Origin of the sequence: Leptolyngbya sp. GGD, from assembly GCF_026735145.1 — a bacterium.
Lineage (GTDB): Bacteria > Cyanobacteriota > Cyanobacteriia > Leptolyngbyales > Leptolyngbyaceae > Leptolyngbya > Leptolyngbya boryana.
On sequence record NZ_JAPQKE010000001.1, the window covers coordinates 1,141,581 to 1,153,961 of the forward strand.

A 12,381-nucleotide genomic window follows, 5' to 3' on the forward strand; every position below is an offset into this window, starting at 1 on the left:
GGCTACTCCAAATCCACGCCTAAAAAGCGATCGAGAAACCGAGTTCGCCAAGCGAGTCGCACGATCAATCCCCACTCTAGCGCAACTAATCCTAGGAAGAGACAGTCCTGCACACTAATTTGAGAAAGCTCAAAAAACGTTCGGAGTGGCGGAATAAATAAAATGAGTAAATAAACAACCAGCAGCGCTAACGCAACCCAGGTATAGCGCCAATCTCCGCTCAGCGGTTCTCCTCCCACCCAAGCGGTTGTCGGTGGTTTTAAGAATGGGATTAACAGCAGTTCACAAAATACTAAAATTGTCACAAGTGCAGTCCGAGGAATATTGAATTCGATCTTAGTTAGACCAATATTCGGAGGTAAGTCTAAAGCAGCGCTGACTAAATAAAATAGATACACTGTCAGTGACACTAAAGTGATGGTAATTGTCGCAGGAATCACAAAATGGAGCATTGATCGGACTAAACTCCGTTTCTGGCATTCTCCCGGTTGCGCCCAGATTGGAATAAACGTGGTTGGAATGCCAACTCCAATCAACGTGACGATCGCACTATGTTTGTTTAATAAGGGGAAGCTATCTGAGACAATCGCGATCGCAAAAATCAACAACGCGACACAACTCAATCGCACCATAAAGAGCTTAACGACATCTCGAATGCCATTCTGAATCCGTTGTCCTTCCAAAAAAGTATGCGGTAACGCTTCAAATGTATCTTTGAGCAACACAATGTCCGCAATGCTGCGAGTCGCTTTACTCCCGCTCTCCATTGCGATTCCGAGATTCGCCTGTTTCAGCGACAGCACATCATTCACACCGTCTCCAGTCATCGCGACATAAGAACCGCTGCGTCTCAGGCTGCGAACGAGTTGTGCTTTTTGCTGAGGTGTAATGCGCCCAAATACGTTGTAATTTCTTGCCGCCTGCACAAATTGAGCGTCATCCATTTGAGCCAGTTCTGCCCCGGAGATGACTCGAACCTCGTCGGTGAAGCCCGCCTGTTTTGCTAATGCTGCAACGGTTTGGGGATTGTCTCCTGAAATGATTTTGAGCGTGATGCCTGCTTTGACAAAGCCTTGTAGAGTTTCCTGTGCAGAAGGGCGAAGTTGATCCGAAAAACAGAGAATTCCTAGCGGGTTGAGCGGCGGAAGAGTTGTCTCGATTTCAAATTCTGTATGGGCAAACAAAACGACTCGAAATCCCTGATTTACCTGTTCATCGATATAGTTCAGAATTTCGTCTGTGACCGCGATCGACTTCATGAGGATTTCTGGCGCGCCCATCACGTAGGTTCCAGGGAGATCTTCAAATGCGATCGCGCTCCATTTCCGCGCTGATGAAAAGGGAATCTCATTCCGAATCGGCTTTGCATATCCAGAACAGGCAATTAAAACAGCTTCACTCGTCCGATTTCCAGACGCAGTACTCGCCGCAAAATCCCCAATCAACCATTTCAGTTCTTCCTCAGGAATTCCTAATGGATGGAGAGAATGAAGTTCAATCTGATTCGTGGTCAATGTGCCCGTCTTATCTAAACACAAGACATCAATATTACTGAGTGACTCGACGGCATTCGTTTGCTGAATCAAAACATTTTGTCCTAACATCCGAATTGCACCCATGGCATATGCAAGCGTGATTGCTAATAACAATCCGGCTGGAATCAATCCAGCGATCACGGCAGCACGCTGCACAACTTCATTGAGAGTTTGCGATCGACTAATAAAACTAATGCCAACGAGCAACCATAAGAACGATGCTAAGAGTAACAGAATCCGAATGATGAGATTAATCTCAGCTTGCAGCGGCGTATACACTTGGCGAAATTCTCGCGCTCCCACTGTAAGCTGATAGGCAACCGTATCCGCTCCAACTTTCTGCGCCTCATAGCAAGCCGTTCCACTGACACAAAAGCTGCCCGAATAGACAGGTTTCTCTGCGACTTTCACAATCAGATCTGATTCTCCAGTCAACAAAGATTCATCAATTTCGACTCGCCCCTCTCCAACAATTTGTCCATCGACGAGGACTTGATCGCCGGGGCGCAGTACCAGTACATCGCCGAGAACGATTGCACAGGGATCGATATTCACCTCCTGCCCGTTGCGAATCACGGTTGCATGAGGTCGATTCAGCAAGGCGATTTCGTCTAACTTTTGCTTTGCCCAAATTTCTTGCACGATTCCAATTACAACGCCGCTAAAAATAATCACCGCTACGAAGACGGCATCGCTCGGGCGTTGTAGCAGAATGAAAACGCCGCTAATTGCAAAAAAGACGGCGTTAACAAAGGTAAACAGGTTTTCTTGCAGGATGCGTGCATACGATCGACTGGTTGGCAGTTTTACGTCGTTCGTATTGCCTGCTAACTGTTGATCTCGAACTTCTCGATCGCTTAATCCGGGGAGCATCGCCATGAATCACACATTGTCTCTATCAGGTGATGACCATTATCATAGATGCTCTTTCCCGGTTCAAATGATTCGTTGCAGATTGCGATCGCGCAATCCCAGATTCAGATCAATTTGTAGCTGAGGTAGTGATCAACTAGTCTCTAACTGTTTACGATCGAGAAACCTGGGATCAAATCGCTAGAGGCATTGATGGCTAACGACGATATTAAAGATCGACGTGCAAAGATTCTCAAAGGAGTTCAAGAAGGAATCTCTCAAGCACTTGAGCGGCATCGACGGTTGGGAGAATCGATCGCAGTTTGGCAAGATGGAAAAGTTGTGATTCTAGAAGCGGTTCAGATTCCACAGCAATTAAAGACTCAATCAGACTAAGTTGTATAGGTTCATCGCTTTTTCTCAAAGCTGTGTCTCTCTGATACCGCAAGCAATCCTTACGTAAATATACTGGAATAGTATTCATACTGAAGTCTTCATGATAACTTCATCGTTTCTGAAATAAAGTGTTCGGAATTGAGCCATCTCTCTGTGTTTCATGTTCAAGACGATGGAATCGTGAAACGGAATCAACATTTGAATCAGTGATCGAAGCGATCATACGATCGAAGCCTTGCTCGCTCAAATCTTGTCCAATCTCCGTGGCTTGATGAAGACATTACGATAACTCGCGATTTCATCCGGGTATTCTGGGAACATCGTTCCCGATGCCTGCTTTACATTCATCGCTCGATACGGCTTAGAGATAATGGCAACGACAACCAAGAAGAAACCAGCAAAAGCAAGTAGTAAAAAGCAAACTGAGCTACAGCTTAATGACCTGATTCAGAACGAAATTTCTCGTCTTTCAGAACTTCAGAGCATCGATACGAAGACGCTTCGTGAGTTTGCTCAATTTGTGATTGAGAACCACAAAAAGAAATCGAAAGCACCTGCGAAAGTTAAGCCTTTAACTTTGACCCAAATTAAGCAGGCAGCTTATCAACATTTCGGAGTCAGCACGACAGCAGAATTAAAGAAATCTGGATTTTTCCAGATGGCAACTGATGGGATGGGCAAGCTTGACCTCACCAAAAAAGAAGGGTGGGAACAACTGTATCGTAAGTTTATCGGCATTCTTCCTGGGGAAGATAACGAGACTGGCTATGGTTGCATCAATGGAATCAACATTTTCAAGTACGACTTACCTTGGCGAATCTTTGGACTCGATCCGAAAACAGCACAAGTTGAAGCCATTAAGTCCGCCTATCGCAATCTCAGTAAGATCTATCACCCGGATAATCAGGAAACTGGCGATGCCAAAGTTTTCCATCGCTTGACTGTCTTCTATAACAGTTTGACGGAGAGTTTCTAGACATGGCAGAAATCTATATCCCCTCCAAAGAACTGATTGAAATGTTGAAGATTAGTTCTCAAGAATTGATTGACATTGAAAAATTCTTTGACTCAATCCCTGATGATGAGTGGGAGCTTGAAGAAGGCAAAGATTACAGAATCGTCTCTAGAAGCGGATTGCGTGAGTACACCTTTACAGGGGCTTATACAATTGCACGCTATGTGGAAACACATCGTAAACAAAGCTTTTTTGACGTGTTAAAGGAATGGTTTCTACACACGAAACGCAATATTCGTCGCGCTTTTGTCCGCAAAAAGATTTTAGATAACTGCTCATCACTCGTTAAACGCAATAATCGCTTTTTTCTCTCTAAAGCTGATGTGATTGCAATTTTCGGCACAAATGCATCTTATCTTTCCAAAATGGCGGAAGCGGCAAAGCGGACAGACACCTCGTTGATTGAGGGTGAGGACTATGAAAGTTTTGGGGATAAAAACGAGTTATACTACTCGCTTCCTGGAGTCATGAAGCTTGCAAAACAGTTTAGTACGACACTCACTCGCAAAAATCGGCGTGAGTGGTGTGACGATGTTGGTAAAGAGGCTCCGCCTTATGTTGCAAATACAATTGTGAATCTAATTCTCGATCGAGAAAAAGCGATTCAGAAAGCAAAAGATCAAGCTAAGAGACGCGATAAAAAGATATGTCAGGTGACTGGAAAGAAGCCTGATAAAATTCATAACTTTAATCTTGCAGCACATCATCTATATGCGTCTCATGCATATCCTCATCTTGCAGATGTTGAGAACAACTTGATTACGATCTCTTGTGAAGTTCATGATCAGTTCCATCAGCATTTTATGGGAGGAACACATCAGCCTTGCACGATTGATGATTTTATCGATTTCGTTCATCAATACTATCCAACAAATTCCAAGCTACCTGCTTGGCTCGCAAAACAGAAGGTAGTTTTGGGGCAGCAGCAACCCATTGATGAGCGTAAGCCTCATGTGCTGTATCTTCCAGCAAGTAGAGTGCTATAGAACAATAAAGAGATCGAGAAATTTCTCGATCTCTTTATTCTAAAAGGCTGAGCACAGTCGAACCGCTCTTATCCGATCGCGATCGACCCTAACAACCGCGCCACAATCTCATGCGATCGTCTGCCGCTCGCTGCGATCATCCGATGGGCTAACACATGCGGTGCGATCGCTTTGACATCATCTGGAATGGCGTAATCTCTGCCTTCTAGAAATGCAAAGGCTTGAACTGCTTTCTGAAGCGCAACTGTTCCACGGGGGCTGACTCCGAGAAGGATTTCTTCATCGTGTCTCGTCGATCGCACAATGTTCAATAAATACTGCTGAAGCGAAGATTCCACTCGAACTAAAGCACACTGCTGTTGCAGTTCTCGAATCTCATCCAGCGTAATGCAAGGCGGCAACTCTTCAACGCGCCGTCCTGATTGCAACCGCTCCAGCATTTTCAATTCTTCTGCTTCCGTCGGATAACCCAGAGAAAGCGACAACGCAAATCGATCCATTTGCGCTTCGGGGAGCGGAAACGTGCCCTGATATTCCACGGGATTCTGAGTCGCAATCACGAAAAACGGTTCTGGAACTTTGCGCGAGGTTCCATCGATCGTCACTTGATGTTCTTCCATTACTTCGAGCAATGCCGATTGAGTTCTGGGCGTGGCTCGGTTAATTTCATCGGCTAACAACACATTGGCAAAAATCGGACCTGCCATGAATTCAAACTCGCCCGTGCGCGGATTCCAAACGTTTGTCCCAGTCACATCGGTTGGTAGTAAATCGGGAGTACATTGCAACCGTTGGAACTTGCCTTGAATCGATTTCGCTAAAGACTTTGCCAGTAAAGTTTTTCCAACTCCAGGCACATCTTCAAGCAGCGCGTGACCTCCAGAAAGCAGCGCAACTAAAACGAGTTGAATCGCTTCTTCTTTACCGACGATCGCGGTTGCTAAGTGTTGCGTGAGTTGCTCAATTCGATCGCGCATAGGGGAAGCTCCATTAGAACCTGTTCATCATAGCCAGAGTTCCCCAGAGTGGCGATGATCGTAATCTAGACTCGCGATCGCGCAGGTTCTGATCGCAATTGCCGCACTCCACTCAGCAAAAGCCATCCTAAAAAACACCCGATCGCATAAGGCGGAAAATCCGACCACACAAAGGTATTTCCGAGGACTAAACGACCTGGCAATGTGGCACGAATCGCTTGTAGAAAAGGAGGTTGCCAAAGTTGCAGAAACTCAATCGCACAAGAAAAACAGAACACTGCGATCGCAGTTTTGGCGATCGAGAGTTTTGGAAAACAAAACTGTACCAACGCCATCCAAAAAATTTGATAAGCCAAACTGCCTGCAATATCCGTTATCCACCCAGGCAACGCCGCTGTGAATCGCGCGAAGTACCCCAGTGGAACAATTACGATAATGGTCAGCAGCACCGCAAGACGGTAAGGCATAAAGTTTAAGTTTGGGCGAGTTGGGTTGGAGTCGATTCAGATTTACCCTGATCGATCGCTTCCAGAATGCCCAAAAATTCTCGTTCAAAGGTGACTTGAGCACGATTGGTTCTGCCTCCAATGTAGATGGCTCCATCTTTCTCCAATCCCCAAATCTGCGAGTGAGAAACATAGCTCATAATCACACCGAGCATCAGTAAGCCGAAGCCGAGATAGACAATGGGAATTCCTGGATCAGCTTTGATTTGCAGTCCAGTACTGCCGATCAGATCCACGATCGATAATTTCAATCCTTTCACATCAACCGCCATGCCTTTACGCACGGTTGCGATCAGCTTGCCATCCATGTCGTAGACCAGTAGCAAGCCTTGTAAATCTTTGGCAACGAGAGACACGCCATCACTCATATCGGGCTTCAACGGCAGCCAGGTTCCCCAAATTCGCCCGCTGCCCTGGTCAATTCTTGCCATCGGCGATTGCAGGACTGGACTGTTGTTGAGTCGCACTTGAATTGCCGCGATCGACCAATCTGCCTGATAGAGCGTCACCCCTCTGTGTTTCAGGGGTTCATTGACGTGAATGGTTTTACGATCGACTTCTTTTCCGTTTTGATCGAGCACAGAAAGATCCGAGTAAAACTGATCGATCTCTCCAGTCGGCAAGTAATCAATCCAAAATCGATTGACTTTCACAGACCAATCTTTCGGAATCTGCGGAGCCGCCCAAATTCCCGCATCCGTTACGTTGTCAATCTGAAATGTGGCTCCACTGGGAACCATTTCTTGAGCAATAAAGCCCGTCATCGCACCGATAATGCCGCCGAGCAGAATCAGCAACATCGCGGCATGAACCACGATCGGCCCAATTCGCCCAACAATTCCTTTGTGCGCGTACAGCTTGTCACCGTCTTGAAAAATTTTGTACTTGCGCTGTTCCAGCAGCGGTAAAAGCTGATCAATTCCAGCTTTGGGGAACTCGGCACTTAACGCAAATTTGCGAAACTGGCGCGGCTGACTGTAGAAATTCCAAGTTCGCGAAAACCAGCGCAGCGCAGGCAATTGGCGCGTAAATGTACAAGCGGTCAAACTCGCTCCAAACAGAATCAGTAACGCTAAATACCACCAAGTTCGATACACATGATCAAGTCCGGCTGTCAGCAGAACTTTCCAAGTGAGAAAGCCGAAGAGAGCAGGCTTTTCAGGGTAATTCGCTTGATAAAACTGAACAGATTGTCCTTGCTCAATGATTGTTCCAGCGATACTAAAAACCGCGATCGCGAGTAAAAGCACGATCGCTAATCTCAAATCGGCTAAAACGGGCAGCAATTCTTTTTTCAAATACCGCTTGGGAGCGTTCACTAATTCTGTAAAAGTCATCTTCTAAAACACAAATCGCGACATTAACGAAAACACACCAAATCCCACAAGCAACACACCACTTGTCGGCGTAATCCAACCCGACCAACGCCGCAACTCCAATAATTTCTTAATCGCTGCGGTGAATGTTCCGGCAATAATCAACGGCGCAACATATCCAGCCGTGTAACACAGTAAAAGCGATCCACCCAGAATCGGATCTTTTGTCGTACTAATCCAAGCTAAAATTGTCGCCAAAACCGGGGTGCTACAAGGCGACGCGACTAAACCGAACATCACTCCTAATAGATACGATCGCACACCTGTCGGCAATTCTTCAGAGATCCAATCTGTTCCTCCAATCGTCGGCATCTGTAACGGCAACGCTTCTAATAAATTCAATCCCATGATGATCGCGACAACGCTAATCACGATCGGTAAACCTGTCCCAACCTGCCCATACACTCTGCCAAATAGCGTTGCTGCAATGCCCAGTCCTGCTAAGGTCGTCGCCAATCCTAGGGCAAACCAGGTGGATTGCGCCGCAGCCTGTACCCGAGATTTTGCTTCATACCCGCCGATATAGCCCACCGTAATCGGCAACATCGACAGCGTACAAGGCGTTAAACTCGTCAGCAATCCTGCCGCAAAAATTACCCCAATACTGACCGGAGTAATATGCGTCAATTGGCTAGAAACTAAGCGATCGGCAAATTGCGAAAGCTCATAAAGTTGAGTCTGGAACGTATCAAACATGGTTAAGCAATCCGAAGCGCCTTTCCCATTCTACCGACTTAGCGCGACGGTCTGGGTTTCATTCGTCGGGTTCTCGCTTCTGCAAATGAAACAATTTTGGGATTTTCGGAGATCGGAGATACGCTTGCTTCACTGCTTTCTCGTGCGACCCGAATCAACAATGCTGCACAGACGAGACTAGAAATCATTGAACTCCCACCGTAACTAAACAACGGCAGAGGTAATCCAGTCGTCGGCAATGCACCTGTTGCTACGCCAATATTCAGCAAAGACTGACCAACCATAATCACCATGACCCCGATCGCGACCAATCGATGAATGGCATTTCGCGCTTGTTTTGCCACAATCAATGCCAAGGTCGCATAAGCAATCAGCATCACCATAAATGCGAAACACCCGATTAAACCAAACTCCTCAGCAAAGACTGCAAAAATGAAGTCGGTATACTGAATCGGCAAATAAAATAATTTCTGTTGAGAAAGCCCAAATCCTGTTCCGGCAAATCCTCCTGAGCCGATCGCTAACAAACTTTGGATGAGCTGATAGCCATCTTGCAAGGGATCAGACCAAGGATTGAGAAATGACATGACTCTGCGGCGTTGATACTCTCGAATACTAATACTCAAGGTCGCCAAAAATAGCCCTCCAACCGCTGTTCCGCCTAAATAGAGATAGGGTAATCCGGCAGCCAAAGCAACGAGCCATAATGCCATTCCACAAAGAGCAGTGGTACTGAGATTCGGCTGAAGGAGAATTCCGATCAGCATCAGCCCAAACAGTCCAATCCAAGTCAGTCGCACTCGCCAAGTCAGTCGTTCCCATTGTCCAAAAATTCGAGCGCTCTGCAAGACCAGAAATGGCTTAATCAACTCCGAAGGCTGAATCAAAAATGGACCGACTTCAAACCAACGCTGTCCTCCGTTTACTTCTCGCCCAATCACAGTTGTCAGAAAAATTCCGCCGAGCAGCGAGATAAATCCTAAACTTGAAACGCCCTGAATGTAGCGCAGGGGAGCGTGAATTAGGACGTTAAACAGAATCATGCCTAACGCGATCGCGATTAGTTGCCGTTTAAAGTAGTACAACCCATCGCCGATCGCGTCTCCGACAGGATATGAGGCACTAAACATTACCGCCAATCCTACAAACAACCACACAAAGGTCAGCCAGCGCAACAAGCGAGGCGTGACTGCCCAGTCCATTGCAGTTGTGTCAAAAAACGGAATGAAGTGCCGCCAGTTCATCGATTTGCTAACTCCGATCGCAATTTTTCCAAGTCATCGAGTAGAAACACCGTCAATTGTCCTGAGTAAGCTTTGCCTACATCGGTTTGAGCAATCTCAAGCCAGTAGGCAAATTGTTCTCCCTGCCGTAATTCTCCTTGCAAAGCGGCAATTTGAGGGTTTTGTTTTTGCACCGCTTCTTGAATTCGGGAGTCTGTGGGATAAGATTTGACGATCTTTGCTTGCTCAAAGTCACGGGCGATTTCAAATCCGTAGATCGATCGCACGGATTCTCTGAGTCGAGCTAGGGTTACGCCGTTTCGCATATCAAACAGAGAGAGAGTTTCACTGCGAATGATACGTCTTCCGGGGGCAAAGCGCGCCAATTGTCCCGGAGGATTTAACGACGCATGAAATGTAAACTGCTGCGCGGACGAATTAATGCGCCGCACTAAAAATTTTTCATTTTGGCTCGGTCGCACCGTGGAATTAGATTTCATCCATACGGCAGCTTCGTCGAGTGTTTGTCCTGGAATGGCTTGAGCCGGAGCCGCCATCAGCAATATTCCACTCAAGATTACGCCAATCTTTCTCATATGTTGACTCCAAAAAAGACAGGCTTATCATTCACCGTCCCGATGGTTTTCGAGTCAGATCATTGTAATGGAGTTGTTTGAGATTGGCGGATTTTTTGGAGAGGGTGTTTGTCGATCGCGCTTAAAATAGAAGCAATTCAATCGATACAGAAATATGGCAGAACTCACACTGCAATTAGATCCAGCACTGCTCCAGAAAGTGAATCGCTGGGCAGAGAGTCGAGGAATGTCTGTGAATGAAGCGATCGCAGCTTTAATTGGGCAGATTCCGAATCAAGATTTATCCCTAGAACTGTCTCCGTGGACTCAAAGCTTGGTTGGGACTTCTGGCAAGGAAACTGAAGTGCTGGACGATGAAACGTTGCGGCAGCAGTACCTTGACTATTTAGAGGAAAAATATAAGTGAAGCGGGTAATTTTTGATAGTGATGTGCTGTTGGATGTCTTTCTACACCGACAACCCTTCTTCATAAATTCTGCTTCAGCATTAGATCGGGTTGGGCGAGGAAACGTTGAAGGATTTGTATCTGGACATGCCATCACGAACCTCTTCTACCTCATGAGGAAGCCTTTAGGAAGCGAGAGAAGCCGAGAATTACTCTCGATCTTGTTGGAGAAAGTGAGAGTAGCTTCAGTAACACACGAAGTGATTCAGATTGCGATCGCGAGTCCAATTTCTGATTTTGAAGATGCAGTAACCAATGCAGCGGCTCAGGCAGCATCGATTGAAATTATTGTCACTCGCAATACGAAGGATTTTCGCCAAAGTATCATTCCGGCGATGATACCAGAAGATTTCTTGCAAGTCTCGATTTGAGCAGTTGCACTCTTGCCCTGCTATTACCCTGAATTGCTTGAAGTCTCTAGGAGTTCTTCGACAAACTGATACAGTTCAGCCGTTGCTCTCTCTTCTAACTGCATTTCTTTCAATCCGATCAATCCTTTTGCTAATTCGGGGGCACGATTTTTATAGTGATTATGTGCTGTCAGCAAATCTGTGAAAATTTCTTGCTCAATCTGAGTCCGACTTGCATCTTCTGGAATTGGAGAAGCAAACTCCACGGACTCTGCCTCATATTTCAATAAGAAAATGAGTGCATTACTGAGTTGCTGTAGCTCTTGCTGAAGCTTACGAACATCGAGATCTAAGCGATCGAATCCCACCTGTCCTTCAATTCGCAATTCCACCATTGGACGGGCATCGGGATTCAGTTCTTTGGATCGAATTGCCGATTGGACGAGTTCGATCGCATTTTCCTGAATCTGCTCTAAACTTTCCTGCCCGCGTGCTTTCAATTTCAATCGCACCCATCGCCGCTGCTGATAATCTTGTTTCAGTTGAGCGTCAATGCCTTGTTCGCTCAGTTCAACGAGGAAAACACCGCGATCGTATTTTGCTTCTTCGACACTATTAGTCTCAGTCGATCCAGGGTTAAAAATCCATCCTTGCTCAATGTAGCTCTTATGAATATGTCCCAAGGCGAGATAATCTACGCCTGCCTCTTTCAACGGCAGCAAATCGTTATACTTCAATGCACCTTGATATCGAGCAATCTGACCTTCTAGCCCTTGATGAAACAGCATTACGGTATGCCCTAGACTCGGCGGAAGCGCTTGCATTGCTTCTGACAATTGCAAAATTGCTCTCGGTGCAGATGCTCCATACCAACGCGAGCCTAAAACTCTCACGCCACAAGGCAAATCATAATATCCACCCGCAATGCCATCCCACGGTTCGTAAACAATGCGATCGTCTACTCGGTCAGGTTCTAGCAAAATGACCAATTCATCTTCAGCTAGATATTTCAGCCAACTGGTCACAGTTCCATAGGGGCGATTATCGTGATTTCCTTCGATCGCAATCGCTGGAATTCCAGCCGCTTTCAACATCTGAAAACAAATCTTCGCCTGATTGAGAATATTCGGCTGAATCACCCGATGCTCAAACAAATCGCCTGCAATGATCACAAAATCAACTTGAGTGTCGATCGCATATTTTTGCAGAGCATCCTCGAACGCCAAGTAAAAATCCTTCGTGCGTTCTTTGCTGTCATAGCGATCGAACCCCAAATGAACATCAGCCAAATGTAAAAATCGCGGCATTGCATTCATCCATGAGCAGTAAGAACGAGTTTACTATTAAAACCCAAAAGCTGTAATTTGAATCTCAGATTATCGCTGCAAGTCTTATGAGTCTAGCGATCGCAAAATCAGTATAAAAACT

General features: G+C 46.1%; 13 protein-coding genes. 5 read left to right on the forward strand and 8 right to left on the reverse strand.

Features of this window, described 5'->3' with window-relative positions:
• Positions 1 to 2: 2 nt before the first annotated feature.
• Complete coding sequence (locus tag OU814_RS05390; protein ID WP_190653099.1) at positions 3 to 2,414, reverse strand: HAD-IC family P-type ATPase; 2,412 nt, start codon at positions 2,412 to 2,414, stop codon at positions 3 to 5.
• A gap of 186 nt (positions 2,415 to 2,600) precedes the next feature.
• On the opposite strand from OU814_RS05390, the gene OU814_RS05395 reads away from it, so the two are divergent.
• The 3 genes from OU814_RS05395 to OU814_RS05405 all read left to right on the forward strand — a co-directional run bounded on the left by OU814_RS05395 (position 2,601) and on the right by OU814_RS05405 (position 4,784).
• Entirely contained in the window at positions 2,601 to 2,783 is a 183-nt protein-coding gene (locus OU814_RS05395; protein WP_268181121.1) for a hypothetical protein, read from the forward strand.
• 370 nt (positions 2,784 to 3,153) lie between these two features.
• Positions 3,154 to 3,759: a J domain-containing protein gene (locus tag OU814_RS05400; protein ID WP_268181123.1), complete on the forward strand. Its 606-nt coding sequence runs from the start codon at positions 3,154 to 3,156 to the stop codon at positions 3,757 to 3,759.
• A gap of 2 nt (positions 3,760 to 3,761) precedes the next feature.
• Positions 3,762 to 4,784 carry a hypothetical protein gene (locus OU814_RS05405; RefSeq protein ID WP_268181125.1) on the forward strand — a complete coding sequence of 341 codons (1,023 nt, stop codon included), beginning with the start codon at positions 3,762 to 3,764 and terminating at the stop codon, positions 4,782 to 4,784.
• Between the two features lie 68 nt (positions 4,785 to 4,852).
• On the opposite strand, the gene OU814_RS05410 is transcribed toward OU814_RS05405, so the two are convergent.
• From OU814_RS05410 to OU814_RS05435, 6 genes are all read right to left on the reverse strand, one after another.
• Positions 4,853 to 5,761, reverse strand: coding sequence for an AAA family ATPase (locus OU814_RS05410; RefSeq protein ID WP_017290016.1), 909 nt, complete (start codon positions 5,759 to 5,761; stop codon positions 4,853 to 4,855).
• Positions 5,762 to 5,826: 65 nt separating this feature from the next.
• On the reverse strand, positions 5,827 to 6,228 hold the full coding sequence (locus OU814_RS05415) for a ribosomal maturation YjgA family protein (protein ID WP_268181127.1): 402 nt from the start codon (positions 6,226 to 6,228) through the stop codon (positions 5,827 to 5,829).
• Positions 6,229 to 6,233: 5 nt separating this feature from the next.
• A complete protein-coding gene (locus OU814_RS05420) occupies positions 6,234 to 7,604 on the reverse strand; it encodes a cytochrome c biogenesis protein (RefSeq protein ID WP_268181129.1) in 1,371 nt (456 codons plus the stop codon).
• Positions 7,605 to 7,607: 3 nt separating this feature from the next.
• Positions 7,608 to 8,339, reverse strand: a complete 732-nt coding sequence (locus OU814_RS05425) for a cytochrome c biogenesis protein CcdA (RefSeq protein WP_017290013.1) — start codon at positions 8,337 to 8,339, stop codon at positions 7,608 to 7,610.
• A 38-nt stretch (positions 8,340 to 8,377) separates the two neighbouring features.
• Positions 8,378 to 9,583 carry an FtsW/RodA/SpoVE family cell cycle protein gene (locus OU814_RS05430; RefSeq protein ID WP_190653102.1) on the reverse strand — a complete coding sequence of 402 codons (1,206 nt, stop codon included), beginning with the start codon at positions 9,581 to 9,583 and terminating at the stop codon, positions 8,378 to 8,380.
• Entirely contained in the window at positions 9,580 to 10,158 is a 579-nt protein-coding gene (locus OU814_RS05435) for a hypothetical protein (protein ID WP_242044745.1), read from the reverse strand. The genes OU814_RS05430 and OU814_RS05435 overlap by 4 nt, the downstream gene beginning before the upstream one ends.
• Positions 10,159 to 10,312: 154 nt before the next feature.
• Here OU814_RS05435 and OU814_RS05440 point away from each other — a divergent pair, with 154 nt between their 5' ends.
• Both OU814_RS05440 and OU814_RS05445 read left to right on the forward strand, forming a co-directional pair.
• Positions 10,313 to 10,564, forward strand: coding sequence for a DUF6364 family protein (locus OU814_RS05440; RefSeq protein ID WP_268181134.1), 252 nt, complete (start codon positions 10,313 to 10,315; stop codon positions 10,562 to 10,564).
• Entirely contained in the window at positions 10,561 to 10,974 is a 414-nt protein-coding gene (locus tag OU814_RS05445; protein WP_190653104.1) for a PIN domain-containing protein, read from the forward strand. The genes OU814_RS05440 and OU814_RS05445 overlap by 4 nt, the downstream gene beginning before the upstream one ends.
• A gap of 23 nt (positions 10,975 to 10,997) precedes the next feature.
• On the opposite strand, the gene OU814_RS05450 is transcribed toward OU814_RS05445, so the two are convergent.
• Positions 10,998 to 12,269 (reverse strand): metallophosphoesterase family protein, encoded by a 1,272-nt coding sequence (locus tag OU814_RS05450; RefSeq protein ID WP_326498282.1) that lies wholly within the window; start codon positions 12,267 to 12,269, stop codon positions 10,998 to 11,000.
• Positions 12,270 to 12,381: the final 112 nt, after the last annotated feature.